A 16,910-nucleotide genomic window follows, 5' to 3' on the forward strand; every position below is an offset into this window, starting at 1 on the left:
TAACCAGAGTATGGCTACTATACAAGCCCAAGGTTTTCTAGATAACCGTCCCGACTTTTTTGACAAAGGACGACTCCAAATGGAGCAAGAAATAAAACAACTAGAACAACAAAACCCTCAGCCCATATTAACAATTGAATCAGGACAAATACAGTGGCAAAATATTATTTTTAAAGAAGGAGGTTTCTCAATCTGGATGCCTGCTGGAACTATGACTGAAGAGACAGAAATTATTGAAACAGACAAGGGAAAAATTAAATTTAAAGTATTTGCAACTCATCCAACATCAGCAAGATTTGTAGTTGCTTATTCTGATATTTTAACCAGCAAACAATTAGCCAATAAACAAAATATATTGCCCAACTTTCAAAAGAAAATTGTTGATGTAACAGGTTTTGAATTAAGTAGCGATCGCTCCTACAATTTAGGAGATATTCCAGGTAGAGAATTTATCCTGAAAAATGACGCCGAAACTATTACATTCAGAATTTATTTAGTAGGTCAACGCTTGCATCTTATCGGTGCGAGTGAAACAGCAAAAGATAATCAAATAGCTGCAGCAGTAGTAACTTTTCTAGATTCATTTAAGCCAAATTAGAATTATTATCATTTTTTCTTCGAGCAAATACTCTTTCAAACTTTCTATTGTTCTCTTTGCTCTCAAACATTTAATTTTCTGTTCTCAAATCAATTTTTAGCAATTAAAAATTACCTCGTCTGCAAAAGTCAAAAGTAGTAGATTTGCAATAAGTGTAGTAGTAGTCAAAAGTAGGGTGCGTTAGGCGCTTTTTCCTCAGAGAATTTGTCCCTGAAAAATCTAATTGCGCCGTAACGCACCATTTTCATGTAAGTAAAAAAAATATACCTTTTGCGGTACATGACGCTTTTCTAACACACCCTATTGGCGTGTCAAGCTTAAAATGGTGTATTGCCGTGTCAAGCTTAAAATGGTGGAATAGATTTTTGATGTCAAGCTTTGAAAAATTAGCATCGTACCATTTTCCTAAACTAACATTTAAGGCTTGACATGAGACTACTAGACTAACAATTACTTGAAAATTTAAAAATTACATATTCTGCGAAAGAAGAGGATTAATTAAAAGAAGAGACTGTAAACTTTAATGATTAATTATTAATTATTTAGTCAGTGCTATATAATTTTCCGAGAAAAATCTAATTAAATTTGATGATTCCAGTAGAACAATTATTTATAGGTGCAGGGGTGCTTTTGCTAGCTGGTATTATTGCCAGTAAAGCAGCTAATAAGTTAGGAGTACCAGCTCTACTATTATTCCTTTTAGTCGGAATGCTAGCAGGTTCAGAAGGCATTGGTGGTATTGAATTTGATAATCCAATGCAGGCAAAATTGATTGGAGATTTAGCACTAACTTTGATATTATTTGCTGGGGGACTGGATACACAATGGACTCAAATTAGACCTGTTCTCTGGAAAGGTCTAACACTTTCAACTGTTGGCGTAGGAATTACTGCCTTACTTTTAGGTTCATTCGCTTGGTTTATGCTTGGGTCTTTTTCTGATTTCAACATTGGACCTGAAGGTATTACTTGGTCAGAGGGACTATTATTAGGGGCAATTATCTCCTCCACTGATGCTGCAGCAGTTTTTTCTGTACTCAGAACTAGCAAGTTAGGACTGAAGGGAGACCTACAACCACTACTAGAACTAGAATCAGGAAGTAATGACCCAATGGCAGTTTTGTTAACTGTCCAAATAGTCGAAATTTTATCCACTGGTGATACTTCCATCATTAAATTATTGCTTTCACTATTCTTGCAAATAGGAGTAGGTGGAGCATTTGGTTATGGTATGGGGCGTGCCATAGTATGGGTGGTAAATCATTTGCGCTTGAGTTCCCAAGGTCTCTACCCAGTTGCCACTCTCGCAATGGCAATGCTGACATACGGGATTACAGATTTATTTGGTGGTAATGGTTTCTTAGCAGTTTATATTGCTGGAGTCGTGATGGGAAATTTCCGCTTTATGTACTCAGAAACTATTCGTAGTTTTCACGATGGTTTATCTTGGTTAATGCAAATCGTGATCTTTCTAACTTTAGGATTATTAGTATTTCCTTCCCGTCTCTTACCTGTAGCTGGTGTTGCTATAGTAATTGCCATATTTCTCATATTTATTGCTCGTCCTGTTAGTGTATTTATTTGTTTGGGTTTGAGTCGCTATCGTTTACGAGAAAAATTATTTATTTCGTGGGTAGGGTTGCGGGGTTCTGTGCCAATTATTCTGGCAACATTTCCAGTAACTGCTGGTATTTCAGGTGGACGTAGTATTTTTAATGTTGTATTTTTTATCGTGCTAACTTCAGTTCTAGTTCAAGGTCTGACTTTAGCTCCTGTTGCTCGATGGTTAGGTTTAGCAGAATCCAATTAGACCTTTCGGGAAAAGAGGGAGTAGGGAGTAGGGAGTAGTGGACTGTTTCAACTAAAATAGTGCATTAGGGAGTAGGGGAGTAAGGGAGTAGGGGAGTAGGGAGTAGGGGAGTAGTAGGGACGTTGCATGCAACGTCCGTACGAGAGTAAGATTGTTGTTGGGTTTTTCCGTTGGAAATGCTCCGCAAACGTTCCATCCTGCGCAATGCTAACGCAAACAACCCAACCTACATCTATTGCAACATTTAAGATGAAACAATCCAGTAGGGGGAAATAATTGATGATTTATACGCGATAATTGATTTTATTTTCGATTATCACCAGAGGTTTATTAGACCTCTCCAGAAGATAAGCTAGAGTTGTAAAATTCAGTGCTTTATTCATAAAAATACATTCCCTGTTCCCTGTTCCCTCTTCCGTCTATTAATAATTTCAACTGATTTATTTCACTAATATTGACAAGAAAAATGAAACAAATATTGCAGTGTATTTTTCTCACAATTGCTATAACATTACTCTGTTCTTGTACTTCTGCTCAGATTATCCAACAACCACTAAGTCAATCAAGTCAGGATAATAATACTGCCATTGCTGTTAATTCTCCATCTGCCCAAGAAACAGAAATTATCCTGACTGAAAACTTAGAAATAGCTACAGGACAGACTATTTATGTTCCGATATATTCTCATGTATATTACGCTAATCAACAACGAATTTATAATCTATCAGCAACTCTAAGTATTCGGAATACTGACCTGACAAATTCGATAATTATTACTGCGGTAAAATATTATGATACAGATGGAAAATTAGTTAAACAATATGTGCAAAATCCATTAAAATTAGGTCCTTTAGTTTCACGGGATTTTTATTTAGAACAAAAAGACACAACTGGAGGTTCCGGAGCAAACTTTTTAGTAGAATGGGTAGCAGAAAAACAAGTAAATGAACCAATAGTTGAAGCTGTAATGGTTGGTGTTTCAGGCAGCCAAGCTGTGGCATTTTCTAGTTCAGGTAAAGTGATTGAAAACAAGATAAAATAAGTCCAGTAGGGTGTGTTTTGCTGCGCAACATGAAAGGCGCTTTTTGCTCAGAGAATTTGCCCTTCAAAAATCGGCGTTGCGCCGTAACGCACCATTTTCATGTAAGTTAAAACAAAAAAATATAACCTTTACGGTGCGTTACGCTTCTCTAATATAGAATCCGGATAATTGCTATAGCTAAGTCATTTCGACTGGAACGGAGTGGAAGGAAGCAATCTCGCGAAACCACTGAGATTGCTTCCGCTTCGTCGCTGCGGACGACTTTTCAACCGGATTCTATATAATATCAAATCCGTTGGCTTCGGAGTATTATAAGAAACCTGGTTTATGGGAGCATAGATGGTAGGGACGTTGCATGCAACGTCCCTACAAGGGCATTTCATATAAACCCGGTTTCTACGCTTTTTTACACCGATACTACCGGATTTGATATAAGGCATCCTACTGGACTGACACAACTAATGAGTGTGCATTAGGGCGGTTCGGTGTAAATCTTAGAGTAAGCATGAAAATTCTAGCTCAAACCCGCCCCTACCTTTGAGTAAAATCTACAATGAGGTAGGAGAAACAGTGGATATTCCTCACAAAAGCAGAGAGCCAGCTAGTTATAAGTGAGTAAAGAAATTTGCTATTAAAGCGAGATGATACGTTTTTTCGTCACTAATATAAAATTATAAAGACAAACTTAAGAATTAAGAATAACTCGCTCTGATAGGATATTGGTTAATGTTGTGGATTCAAATTTGGCAATCTGGAAGAAACATTATGAATCAGAAAATAGACAATCTTCGTACTAATCTCCAGACAAAATTGGATGAGATAGCTAGTCAAGTTGAAAAAGTTAAGGGCAGTTTAAAGGTAGCTTCCAAAGAAGCTGAGGAAACCATCAAGTCCAAAATGAATGACACAAAAGCCAAATTAGAAAGTAAAAAGCAAGAAATTGCTGATTCTAAGGCTAAGTTGGAAGAACGCATTCAAACAAAGAAATCAGAGGTAGCATCTCAAATTGCCGACTGGAAAACCAAGCGAGAACAAGACAAGCTAGTAGCTCGTGCTAACCGTGCTGAAGAGTATGCTGCGGCAGCCATTCTGCTTGCATTGGCTGCTATTGACGAAGCAGAAGTAGCAACTTTAGAAGCGGTAGCAGCACGCATGGATGCTGATGAAGTAGTAGGTAATTGACATACTTCCGACGCTTAACTTTTTAGGAGGTTAACAACGGCAACACCGCCGTGGTTGCCTGAAATTATCCATCGGGGCTAACTACTGAAGTCAAAGAATTGCACATTCTTTGTCATATAATCTAAATGGATGTTTGATTTATTTCGATAGGAGATATTAAATGGCAACTCTAACAGTATTAAAATTCCCAACTGCTGACGGTGCTGAGAAAATGATTAGTATTTTGGATGACTTACAAAAACAGGAACTAATCAAAATTCAAGATGCAGCAATTGTGAGTTGGAAAGAAGGAAAGAAAAAACCCAAAACTAATCAACTATATGACCTGAAAAAACTAGGTGCTTTGGATGGTGCTTTCTGGGGGATGCTCTTTGGCATCATTTTCTTTGTGCCAATTTTTGGAATGGCTATTGGCGCTGCAATGGGAGCCTTGAGTGGTTCCTTTAAAGATATTGGCATTAATGATGATTTCATTGAAAAAATCCGCACTCAAGTAACTGAGGGGACTTCTGCATTATTTTTGTTAAGCACAGATGCAGTTAAAGATCGGGTAGAAGAGGCAATTAAAGATATCAAGTTTGAAATTCTGGCAACTAACCTGCCAAAAGAGGAAGAAGAAAAATTGCGTGAAATGTTTGTTCACTAACTTGCATAAATCTGGAATTATATCATGTCCGGTAGCATCAGTATTGTATGGATAAAGTAAGGAAGAAGGAAGAAGGAAGAAGAAAGAAGTAGTAAGAGAAGGAAAAATCTTGGATAAGGTAGATATTTCCCCAACTTTTACACAAACGATACCAACGGACATGATATTACCAAGATTTTAAACTCAATTTACTTCTAATACTAACAGTAGGGGTTGGGTTACCCAACCCCTACAAAATAGATAGTATATGGTAGGTAAAATAGCGTTCAGCGGTCAGCTTAGTTATTAAACCGCTGTTTGTGTAGCATTCCGCAGGAAATGTTTACGCTCTTATAATAAATATAGTATATTAATCAGGACTTACGCAGAACTACCATATCTAGTAGGGGCGAACGGCCGTTCGCCCCTAAAACTGGTGTATAATTGACTATTGTGCGTAAGTCCTGTGAATTATAGGACAAAAAAATTATGGCAAATACTATTGCTTTACTTGCTTATGACAGTAAAAAAGACAACTTAGTTGAATTTGTCAGGAAACATAAAATTGTACTATCTCGCTATCAATTATTAGCGACAGAAAACACTGCCCAATATATTTTACAAGAAACAGGCATAGAAATAAATTCTGTCTTAGCAGGTCCCTTGGGAGGAGATGCTCAAATAGCTGTAGAAGTAACTACGGGTAATGTAGTTGCTGTTATTTGTTTGGTAGACTACTTATTCTCTCAATCTTATGAACCCGATATCCAATTATTATTACGTTTGTGTCAGGTACATAATGTTCCTATTGCAATAAATATTGCCACTGCCGAAACTATTATTAACAGTTTCATTCAAACCACTGTTGCTCACCTGATATTTAATCCTATATCTGGTCAAGGTAATGCTCAACAAGAATTATCTTTAATTAAATCACTTCTCGAACCTTATCTACATTTATATATACATCAAACAACCCCAGAGAAAACAGCAGCAGAATTAACAGAATTAGCGATCGCTAAACAAGCAGATATAATTATTGCTTCTGGAGGAGATGGTACAGTTTCTGCTGTTGCTGGAGCTTTAGTTAATACAAATATTCCTCTGGGTATAATTCCCAGGGGAACCGCTAACGCTTTTTGTATGGCTTTAGGAATTCCGAGTATTACACCCATCAGAAGTGCTTGCGATGTTATTTTGGCAGGCAAAACTCGCGTGATAGATGTTGGTCGTTGCAATGAACGTACCATGATTTTATTAGCAGGGGTAGGATATGAAGCAGAAACCATAGAAAGAGCAGACCGGGAAACTAAAAACCGTTGGGGAGTGCTTGCATATATGATGGCAGGTTGGGATCAACTAAAAGAACAGCAACTTTTTGATATTGAAATAGAAATTGACGACGTTACCAAAACTTTTCAAGCAGGAGCTATTACTATTGCTAATGCAGCTCCACCCACATCATTTTTAGCTCAAGGTTTGGGAGAAGTAGTTATGAATGATGGTTTACTGGAAGTAATGATAATTACCTCCAATAGTAGACTGCAAGCAGTTAATGCTGGAGTTAGAATGTTCGGTTCGGCAATTTTTAAAACTCCTGCTCAACATGAAGATACTATTGGTTTGCGAACAAAACGGGTAAAAGTCAGTACAGAACCACCACAAAAAGTTGTACTTGATGGTGAAATTATTGGCACTACTCCTATTGAGGTAGAATGTATTCCGAGTGGGTTAATTGTGCTTGCTCCACCAACTAATGAAACTGAAGAAAAATCTGCCTGGGGTTTTCTCTCCTTCGGAAAAAGAGTGAAAAATCAGGAGTTGAAAAATGGTGATTTGAAGGATTAGTGTAGTAGGCCGTCTGGACTAAAATTGTGGGTAAAAAACCTAAAATATTCTACAAAATTGGAAATGTGGAAATCCTGTTTCTTGTGCTGCTGGTCAAGCAGTTTTAGAGGCAATTAAAAGGGAAAATATACAAGAAAATTGTTGCTTAGTTGGAGATTATTTCCTCAAAGAAATTAATAATTTACAAGATAAATATGAATGTATTGGGGATGTTCGTGGTTGTGGATTAATGCTTGGTCTTGACTTAGTTAAAAATCGGGAAACAAAAGAACCAAATTCTGAACTTACATCCCAAATTCACGAAGTATCAAAAGATTGAGGATTAATTATTGGTAAAGGTGGTTTACATCGTAATGTTTTACGAATTAAACCACCACTTTGCATTACAAAAACAGATGTAGATTTTATTGTTAAAGTTTTGGATTTTGCTTTGAATTATTGTCAGTAATAATTAATCTAAATCCATTAATTATCAATTATCCATTATCAATTATCCATTATCCATTATCCATTAATTAAAGTAGACCCTCATTATCAACCAGATATTTTGCCAACTTATTAATACATTTACGAATTTGAGGGTCTCGTCCGCCACGACTATCTATTACAGTCATTACATAAACTTCACCATCAATACTCAACCCCAAAGTAGTACCCAGAGCGCGAGAATTTTCTCCAGTCTTTTCACCCAGCCATTTAACTTCTGGCAATTTTTCTAAACCAGCATATCCTAATAATCTATCCTTCTGATTAGCCAATGCTTCTATCAATACATCAGAATTGGGATACTCGCTATTGTATATTGAGACCATCATATCTGTCAGCTCATTGCTAGTCAGAGTATTACGACCTTTACCTGGATTTTTGGGTCTAATGCGGTTACCCATTAATTTGTATTTCACCCGAATAACTTTGTAACCATCATCTTCAAGAACTTTATTAATGTAAGGTTGCCCTAAATAATCTATTAGTTGATTTGTGGCAATATTACTACTATGGTCAATCATTTGTCCGACCAAAGTTTTTAGGGGATAACGTTTTCTCGCTCGAATTTCTGAAGCATCTTCAGTAAAATTGCCTCGACTTACATAAACAGGAGTATCTAAACTAATATTTTCTTGAGATACTTTTTGCATCACCGCCACAGCAACAGGAACTTTGATTAAACTTGCGGGACTTGCTGGAAGTTTATTACCATTTAAGTCTAAACATTCTCTGCGTAAATTACAGATAGTAATAGTAGCTCTACTTGATAGACCACTTTCTTTACGAATTTTATCTAAAAAGTTAGATTTAGTGATGTTTAATTGATAAGAAGAGTCATAAAGACTGCGCTTATATTCTTTGATTTTTTTATTAGTTTTGTCTCCGATAAATGAATCGTCAGGAATTTCCTCTAAGTTATAAATTGCTTGTTGCCAGAGATGTTTTTCTGTTTCTCTAGTTTTGACAGTTGGACTTGGAGAGACTCCCACTTCAGCAGCTTGAGCACCTAGAGTTAATGCTTGTCTCCAATTATCATTTGCTCGCTGTTCAACTAATATTTGAACATCAATTTCTTGTAATTTTTGAACTAAGTTTTGTTGTTTTTCTAATATTGCTTGATTTTCCTCAGAAAAAAATAATCTTTTTCTTGGAGTAGGCAGAGATTCTAATTTATTAACTACGCGCTCGCGCATCTCATAGAGCTCTTGTAAAGATTGAGTATAAGATTCTGCTGCTGAGGAACTCTGTATATTTCCAATTGAAATAATGGTAAGACTGGCCATTGTTACTAAAGTGCCAGTGAGAATTTGTTTTATTTTTAATATTCGGTGCATAGAATTAGCTCCACACAAATAAATAAATAATTTTATGCTAACCAATAAAGATAATCTTTAACTATGAAGAAAATCAATGTATCAGTCTCAATACAAATATACTATATTTCTAGATTCAGTAATCGAATAATTAATAATTAATCATTATTAATTAAATAATTTAGGTTAAAAGCCTACCCCCTTTATGGGAAAAAAAGTGCTAGGATATTTTCTTATATTCAATTACCTCACGGTTTGAACCAGAGGTAATTATACCATTTCTCAAAAACTTTTCTACATTTGATTGAGTCGGGTAGTAGGGGAGGGTAGGGACGTTGCACAGGCAAAAATGCGTTTTCCGTTCCGGAATGCTCCGCAAACATGTCGCGCAGCGATACGTCCCTACGGGAGAAGTAAAATCAAGAATGATTAACATTAACTTACCTAAAATTCGCAAAAAAGTTATTCTACTCAAGTAATTATTTAATAACCGAAGTTTTAATCAAGTATAGCATTAATTCATGGGAATTGGTATTATCCATTATCAATGATCAATGATCAATTAATGAACAAGGAGCTAAGATGAACACTTTAGAAAAGTTAAATACAACTCTGGAAAATGGAGGAGCTACTACAGAGGAAGCTTTAAAATTTTTTGATGAGTTAGAGTCGGTAAATTTAGAGTTTATGATGGGTAGATGGCAAGGATATGAGTTTCCGACAAATCACCCAATGGATGGTTTGTTAGAAGCTAGTGGTTGATATGGAAAAGAATTTGTTGATGCGAAACAAGTTCATCCTTTATTATTTTCAGATGGCAATAATAATATATTTAAGGTTTATCCAAGTCCAATTGCAATGAATTTGGGACTTCGTTTTTCAGTTCTCAAAAGTAAGGCCATGAAACCTATTTTTCGGCTGATGAACTTGATGTTAAAAACGGAGAAAAGTCAGGCAAGGATGCGTATGATTGAGTATCGTCAAAAGGTTAGTGCAATGATGATTTATGATCATTTGCCAATTAACGACATCTTTAGAAAAATAGATGATAATACAGTATTAGGTTTAATGGATTTTAAAGGCGTATCACAACCTTTCTTTTTTGTGTTGAAGAGAGATATATAAATAATTAATAATTACTTTTCCTTAAAAGAAGAGAATTAACCAAAATAATTTTTTTTTCTCCTTAACTGGAGAGGCTTTATACCTTAATTTTTCGGTAATCTTATGTGAATTGTAAGATTTTATATCAAATCCGGATAATTACTATACCCAAGTCATTGCGACTTGAACGGAGTGGAAGGTTTGCCGAACATTCGGGAACGGATAGCAATCTCAGGGGTGTCAAGAGATTGCTTCCTATAGTCGCAATGACGACTGTTTGCTCGGACTCTATATTAGTGCTAATTAGGAGTCAGGAGTCAGAATATAAAAGGATTTTAGTTCATATTAAATGTTCTTAAATTCTCTCAAAATTATTCCTGATAGCTATATATAGCTAAATTCAGAAATCAGAAGTTATTTGATTTTAGTTAAAAGCTTCTTCAATAATGAATAATTAATTATTACTTTTCCTTAAAAGAAGAGGATTAAGCAAAATAATTTTTTTTCTCCATGAATGGAGAGGCTTTAGACCTTAATTATTCAGTAAAAAATTAAGTATAAGCCAAAATGTGTTTGGCAAAATGTGTAAAATCATCTTCAGTAAAACATTTATAAAAAAACAATAGTTCTCATACCAAGCGAGAAAAAAGAATGCTAGACTTAAGTGAAACTTCAATTATCCAGTAATTAACATAGGCATAATAACCTTTTTGATAATTATTAGTTAGTTAGCGTTAATTATTCTTATGTTGAGTTCTCCCCTACTCCCCTACTCCCCTACTCCCCTACTCCCCTGCTCTCCTACTCCTAGACTCAAGAAAATTTAGAAAAGTTTTTTATCAATAGTCTAAAGATTTAGAGACAAAATCCATACTCATACTAATCCCCAAAAATAATGCCATTTATTTTACCTGAATTAATCGGCTTAATTGGATTTATAACTATATGGCAGTTAGTAGCAATCCAGTATAGTTCAATTATTTTACCTTCTCCTCTAGAAACTTTAGTAGCTTTGCAAAGTTTAGCAACTACAAATCAATTAACTATGGCTGTTTTAACTACTAGCTTTGATGCCATTAGTGGTTTTACAATAGCCACAGTTATTGGCAGTATTTTAGGAATAATAGCTGGTATAAAGCCTTTTATTAGTCGAGCTATTAGACCTCTAATTACTGCTTTACAAGGAGTACCACCTATTGCTTGGATTGTAATTGCATTACTTTGGTTTGGTACTGGTAATTCGACGGCAATATTTACTGTTACTGTGGCTATTTTACCAATTATATTTATTGGTGCTGTGGAAGGTGTAAGAAATATTAATTCACAGCTTTTAGAAATGGCTAATGTTTTGAAAATGCCGGTAAAAATTTTATTAGTAGACTTATATTATCCACATTTATTATCCAGTTTATTTCCTTCTATTGCATCAGGATTAGGATTAGCTTGGCGAGTGGCAATAATGTCAGAATTATTATCATCTGAAACTGGTATTGGTGCAGAAATGAATATTGCTAGAATTAATCTGGATACGGCGGAAGTTATGGCGTGGGTTCTTGTAGCGGTGGTATTGATTTTAATATCTGAATATTTAGTTATTCGTCCTATTCGTAGGTTATTAACACCTTGGAATAGGGAGTGGGGGAGCAGGGGAGTAGGGGAGTAGGGGAGTGGGAGAGCAGAGGAGTAGGGGAGTAGGGGAGTAGGGGAGTCAGGCGTAAGTTTTTAACAAAGGGGTGAGCGATAGAACTCCGTTCCGCCGACGAGATAAAACTACGTTTCGCTTCGCGATTGTTTTTATTCAGTATAAAGCTTCAAAAAAATATGTTTTTTTATACAATAAATAGCTAATTTCTCCTCCAACACTTCCCACACTTCCCACACTTCCCACACTCCCCGCACTCTCTCTACTATTGCTATGCACCATCACCAATGTTCCTACTCCCTACTCTCAAGAGTTTGACAGAATGTCTTTTGACAGGATTAGTAGCCTCATTTAATATGATTGCTCATTCAGTAAGAAAAACAAAATTTTTTTTTACTAGCAGCAAATATGCTAATTTTAGAAGACATTCATCACAAATACAAAAACCATGTTGTACTTAATAATATTAATACTCATGTCAAACCAGGACAAATATTGTGTTTAACAGGACCTTCTGGGTGTGGAAAAACTACTCTTTTACAAATAATAGCAAGGTTAATTAACCCAACTTCAGGTAAGGTAAAAAATCAATTTTCACAGACAGGTTATGTTTTTCAAGAACCAAGATTACTTCCTTGGTGTACTACTTTAGAAAATATTGCTTTTGGCTTAAAAGCTAAAAGAATAGGAAAAAACCAACGGCAAAAAATAGCTTTCGCTCTCGCACAACAATTAGGTATTGACCAAGCATTTAACCAATATCCACATCAATTAAGTGGGGGAATGCAGCAGCGAGTTGCTTTAGGAAGAGCATTAGCAGTGGAACCAAATTTACTTTTGTTGGATGAACCTTTTAGTGCTTTAGATATTGGTAGAAGACGTGACTTGCAGGGATTATTGTTAAAGTTATTGAGCGATCGAAATATGGCAGCTATTTTAGTTTCCCATGATTTAGCGGAGGCTGTTTTAGTGGCAGATAAATTGATTGTTTTGTCGCCTTCTCCCAGTAAAATTGTCTATGAATGGCAACCCGATATACCTCCAATAAAAAGAAATGAAGCTTATATTTACAAAACACTTTCTCAACTTTTGATGATTCCAGAAATAGCTACTTGTTTTCGGTTATCAACACAAAAGTTAGAAAAGAGAGAGTGGGTTCAATAATTGATAATTGATAATTGATAATTGATAATTACCTCAAGGAAAAGCGTAACGATGTTGAATGTAAGAAAATATGCTAGCACTTTTTTTCTCTTGAAATAGAAGGTTTGATACCTTAATTTTTGGGTTATTAGTTAGTAAGTAGCATAATTTTTTGTATTTCATCTTAATTATTAGTCAAATAAAAATGGAAAAATTTATTATAAAAATCATGCTCAATCAAAACTATTATTAATTATCAAAACTGATAACTGATAATTAAAATTGCTATTCAGTACAGAAGTTTTCAACAACTAATTTATTTTGTCTGAAAAATGATAGATAAAAATCGCCGTCAATTTTTACAATTAATATTAGCCACAACTGGTTTAACATTTACTACTCATTTCCCAACAGCTAAAGCAGCAAAAATTATTGCTCAATCTGAAAAAAAATTGCCAAGTTTAGCTCTTGGTGGGTCTCCAATTATAATTACAATTCTACTCGCCTATTTAGCAGAACAAAGTCAGATTAAAAACTTAGTAGAAACAGTCGATTTCCGTATATGGAAAACTCACGACCAACTTCGAGCAGATGCTGTTTCAGGAAAACTACAAGTATCAGCAACTCCCACATCTCTTGCAGCAAATTTATATCAAAAACAAGTTCCCATTAAATTACTAAATGTCTTAGTTTGGGGAGTTTTAAATATTTGGTCTGCCCAGAATATCCGCAGTTTTGATGATTTAAGAAATAAAACATTACTAATAGCTTTCCGAGGCGGTTTACCTTCTCAATTATTCTTTTATTTAGCCAAAGAAAACGGATTAAACCCAGAGAAAGATTTAAAAATTCAATACACAACAGACTTTGCTCAAGCAGTGCAATTATTATTAGCAGGTCGTGGCGATGCTGCACTTTTAGCCGAACCTGCTGGTACGGGTGCTGAACTTCGCGGTAAACAACAAGGATTAGATATAAAATTGGCGATTAATTTACAACAAGAATGGGGAAAAGTAACAGGTAGACCCCCTCGTTTTCCCCAAGCAGGAACTTTAGGTTTAACTTCTATAATTAATCAATATCCTGATGTAATTGAAGCTGTACAAAATGGGTTAGTTGAAGCAGTGAATTGGGCAAAACAAAATCCTGATAATGCTGCTGCATTAGGAGCAAAATATCTAGGTTTAAAAGTACCTGTAATTAAAAAATCTCTGGGATATACCCCACTAGAAATGGTAAGTGCTAAAGATGCAAAAGAAGACTTAGAGTTTTGGTATTCTCGTTTATTGGAGCAAAACCCTAAACTTTTTGGTGGTAATTTGCCTAATTCAGGATTTTATTATGGATGAAAAATAATTGATAATTGATAATTGATAATTGATAATGAAAACTATCTCTAATTATCAATTTTTAATTGGTAACATAGGCATCTTGCCTGTCATCATTTTCCCCGATTATATCTGAAATTTTCTGTATTTTTAGATAACATAGAATCCAGTTCAACAGTCGTCATCGCAACCCTCAATATACAAAATTTTCCTACTCCTTAATTTCCTAAAAAAATATGTCAAAAATTCGTCTAAATTGTTTTTTATTTGTATTAATTAAACTTTTAATTATCTCTACAGTTGCTGAGGCAAATGAAATTAAATATACACAACTAAATTCTCAAGTAAAAACTGGAGAAAAAGATAATTCAAAATCAGATATAACTCCCGTTGCGGAAGATGCAATTATTGTTCAACCCCATCAACTTGAGCAAAAATTAGACTCAATGGAACAAGTTACTTCTGTATCTCAATTATCCGATGTTCAACCTACAGATTGGGCATTTCAAGCATTACAATCTTTAGTAGAACGTTACGGTTGTATTGTTGGTTATCCCGATGGTAGTTATCGTGGTCATCGTGCTATGACTCGCTACGAATTTGCAGCAGGTTTAAATGCTTGTTTAGACAGAATTACTGAATTAATTGCTGCTGCTACAGCAGACTTAGTAACTAAAGATGATTTAGCAGTTTTACAACGTTTACAAGAAGATTTTGCTGTCGAACTTGCAGAAATTAAAGGTAGAATAGATGCTCTAGAAGCACGGACTACCGAACTAGAAGCAAATCAATTTTCAACAACAACTAAATTATTTGGAGAAGTTGTATTTGCTCTTAGTAATGCTTTCGGAGATGAAAAAGCTGGCGGTGGAAGTTTAGAAGATAATACAGTTTTAAATAATCGAGTAGGTTTAAGTTTTCATACTAGCTTTACAGGCCGAGATTTCTTCAAAACTCGTTTAGATGCTCTAGATACAGTTGCTTATGGAGTGCCAATAACTGGAACAAATATGACTCGTTTAGCTTATCAAAGAAATACTAATAATACCTTTGATGTTGGTAAATTATTCTATCGTTTTCCAGTTGCCAATAAATTTAGAATTCATATTGATGGTATAGGTGGTAGATTTAATCAGAATGTTTCTGATAACTTCAACAGACTATTTGCTAGTCGAATATCAGGAGCAATTTCTAATTTTGGACGCTTCAATCCTATATATGCCCAAGGGTCGCGGGGTGCTGGAATAACTGCCGTTTATAATATTAATAAATCCTTCACTTTATCTTTAGGATATTTAGGCAGAGACCCAGAAAATCCTCGCGAGGGAAATGGATTTTTTAATGGTAGTAATGCAGCTTTAGCACAACTAGATATTCGACCAAGCGATCGCCTCCGTTTTGGCCTTACTTATGTGCGTTCTTACTATCCTAAAAATAAATTATTTGTCTCAGCAGCAACAGGTAGTAGAAGAGCAAATGCACCTTTTGGTCGTTTAGTTCCCACTTCCGCCGATCATTTAGGTTTTCAAGCAAGTTGGCGTGCTTTTGATAAATTGACAATTTCTGGTTGGACTGGATTAAGTTTTGCTCATGCCGAAGAATCTGTTGGTATTGTGGAAGAAGGAGACGAAGCAACTATTGTAAATTGGGCGGTGACATTCGGGTTTACTGACTTAGGAAAAGAGGGTAGTTTGCTTGGTTTAGTAATAGGAAGTCCGCCTAAAGTAACTGATAATGATAATGCTCCACAAGACAATGATACTGCTTGGCATTTAGAAGGTTTTTATCGTTATCAAGTTAATGATAATATTTCCATTAATCCTGGAGTTTTAGTAGTTATTAATCCCGAACATGAAGAGGAAAATGAAACTATTGCTATAGGAATTGTGCGGATGATTTTTCTATTTTAGTAGGACTTACAAAGAAGTCTGGTTTTTAGGATAAATTATTAAATTTGGTAAGGGTTTGGAGACCAAACCCCTACGATATTGGATTTTACCGATACTACCAAATTTGATATTATTTTCTGGTCATTAAAAACTACCTCTAAAAAATCTATCAAATACGGTTTTAGGTTACAGCTATTTAACGGTAGAAATTGCTGATTCTATTTACCATATTATTCCTGATAAATAAAACTGCTACATCCCAATAGCGATCGTCTGCATCTTTAATATCGCACTTGATTTTCCATTCTCCATCATCTACAACAGGCATGATCGTTAATGCTGTTGCTTTGTGTTTCTGCTGTGCTCCGCAATTAAATCCGGCAATAACTGCAGTCCATTCTGACGCTGGATATCCAGTTTTAATTGTGGGATTACCATTTACTTGATAAATCTGATATTCCATGGGTTTTTGAGTTGTGTCAGTTGGTTCAGTAGTTGATGATGTGTCTGTTGCATCCGCACCAGTAGTTGATGCGGTTTCTGTTGTCTCAGTAGTTGGAGTAGCATCACCTGCACCAGTAGTTGATGTAGTTTCTGTTGTCTCAGTCGTTGGAGTAGCATCACCTGCACCAGTAGTTGATGTAGTTTCTGTTGTCTCAGTAGTTGGAGTAGCATCACCTGCACCAGTAGTTGATGTAGTTTCTGTTGCATCAGTGGTTGGAGTTGCATCACCTGCATCAGTAGTTGATGCGGTTTCTGTTGCATCAGTGGTTGGAGTTGCATCACCTGCATCAGTAGTTGATGCGGTTTCTGTTGCATCAGTGGTTGGAGTTGCATCACCTGCATCAGTAGTTGATGTGGTGTCTGTTGCATCAGTGGTTGGAGTTGCATCATCCGCACC

Annotated in this window: 15 protein-coding genes; 13 read left to right on the forward strand and 2 right to left on the reverse strand. The window is 35.5% G+C overall.

Annotated features, from left to right (window positions below):
* Positions 1-10 precede the first annotated feature (10 nt).
* The 7 genes from ACP6PK_RS16495 to ACP6PK_RS16525 all read left to right on the forward strand — a co-directional run bounded on the left by ACP6PK_RS16495 (position 11) and on the right by ACP6PK_RS16525 (position 7,423).
* Entirely contained in the window at positions 11-598 is a 588-nt protein-coding gene (locus ACP6PK_RS16495; protein ID WP_426560911.1) for a hypothetical protein, read from the forward strand.
* A 588-nt stretch (positions 599-1,186) separates the two neighbouring features.
* Positions 1,187-2,407, forward strand: coding sequence for a potassium/proton antiporter (locus tag ACP6PK_RS16500; protein WP_426560913.1), 1,221 nt, complete (start codon positions 1,187-1,189; stop codon positions 2,405-2,407).
* Positions 2,408-2,873: 466 nt separating this feature from the next.
* On the forward strand, positions 2,874-3,449 hold the full coding sequence (locus tag ACP6PK_RS16505) for a DUF3124 domain-containing protein (protein WP_426560915.1): 576 nt from the start codon (positions 2,874-2,876) through the stop codon (positions 3,447-3,449).
* A gap of 765 nt (positions 3,450-4,214) precedes the next feature.
* Positions 4,215-4,631 carry a hypothetical protein gene (locus ACP6PK_RS16510; protein WP_426560917.1) on the forward strand — a complete coding sequence of 139 codons (417 nt, stop codon included), beginning with the start codon at positions 4,215-4,217 and terminating at the stop codon, positions 4,629-4,631.
* A 160-nt stretch (positions 4,632-4,791) separates the two neighbouring features.
* The gene (locus ACP6PK_RS16515; protein ID WP_094677062.1) at positions 4,792-5,277 is read left to right on the forward strand and encodes a DUF1269 domain-containing protein; all 486 of its coding nucleotides are present in this window, start codon (positions 4,792-4,794) and stop codon (positions 5,275-5,277) included.
* 468 nt (positions 5,278-5,745) lie between these two features.
* Complete coding sequence (gene mgsA, locus ACP6PK_RS16520; RefSeq protein ID WP_426560920.1) at positions 5,746-7,104, forward strand: methylglyoxal synthase; 1,359 nt, start codon at positions 5,746-5,748, stop codon at positions 7,102-7,104.
* Positions 7,105-7,150: 46 nt separating this feature from the next.
* A complete protein-coding gene (locus ACP6PK_RS16525; protein WP_426560942.1) occupies positions 7,151-7,423 on the forward strand; it encodes an aminotransferase class III-fold pyridoxal phosphate-dependent enzyme in 273 nt (90 codons plus the stop codon).
* A gap of 196 nt (positions 7,424-7,619) precedes the next feature.
* Here the strand turns inward: ACP6PK_RS16525 and ACP6PK_RS16530 are convergent, their stop codons facing one another.
* Entirely contained in the window at positions 7,620-8,924 is a 1,305-nt protein-coding gene (locus ACP6PK_RS16530; RefSeq protein ID WP_426560922.1) for a serine hydrolase, read from the reverse strand.
* A gap of 561 nt (positions 8,925-9,485) precedes the next feature.
* Here ACP6PK_RS16530 and ACP6PK_RS16535 point away from each other — a divergent pair.
* From ACP6PK_RS16535 to ACP6PK_RS16560, 6 genes are all read left to right on the forward strand, one after another.
* Positions 9,486-9,665 (forward strand): GXWXG domain-containing protein, encoded by a 180-nt coding sequence (locus tag ACP6PK_RS16535; RefSeq protein ID WP_426560924.1) that lies wholly within the window; start codon positions 9,486-9,488, stop codon positions 9,663-9,665.
* Positions 9,666-9,803: 138 nt separating this feature from the next.
* Positions 9,804-10,028 carry a DUF4334 domain-containing protein gene (locus ACP6PK_RS16540; protein WP_426560926.1) on the forward strand — a complete coding sequence of 75 codons (225 nt, stop codon included), beginning with the start codon at positions 9,804-9,806 and terminating at the stop codon, positions 10,026-10,028.
* A gap of 874 nt (positions 10,029-10,902) precedes the next feature.
* The gene (locus tag ACP6PK_RS16545; RefSeq protein ID WP_426560928.1) at positions 10,903-11,670 is read left to right on the forward strand and encodes an ABC transporter permease; all 768 of its coding nucleotides are present in this window, start codon (positions 10,903-10,905) and stop codon (positions 11,668-11,670) included.
* Between the two features lie 387 nt (positions 11,671-12,057).
* Entirely contained in the window at positions 12,058-12,813 is a 756-nt protein-coding gene (locus tag ACP6PK_RS16550) for an ATP-binding cassette domain-containing protein (RefSeq protein ID WP_426560930.1), read from the forward strand.
* 311 nt (positions 12,814-13,124) lie between these two features.
* The gene (locus tag ACP6PK_RS16555) at positions 13,125-14,141 is read left to right on the forward strand and encodes an ABC transporter substrate-binding protein (protein WP_426560932.1); all 1,017 of its coding nucleotides are present in this window, start codon (positions 13,125-13,127) and stop codon (positions 14,139-14,141) included.
* A 215-nt stretch (positions 14,142-14,356) separates the two neighbouring features.
* The gene (locus tag ACP6PK_RS16560) at positions 14,357-16,030 is read left to right on the forward strand and encodes an iron uptake porin (protein ID WP_426560934.1); all 1,674 of its coding nucleotides are present in this window, start codon (positions 14,357-14,359) and stop codon (positions 16,028-16,030) included.
* Between the two features lie 175 nt (positions 16,031-16,205).
* Here the strand turns inward: ACP6PK_RS16560 and ACP6PK_RS16565 are convergent.
* The coding region (locus ACP6PK_RS16565) for a hypothetical protein (protein ID WP_426560936.1) at positions 16,206-16,910 on the reverse strand (705 nt) is incomplete at its 5' end.

The sequence above is a fragment of the Dapis hubbardiae BLCC-M172 genome, assembly GCF_050016015.1.
Classification (GTDB): Bacteria; Cyanobacteriota; Cyanobacteriia; order Cyanobacteriales; family Microcoleaceae; genus Trichodesmium.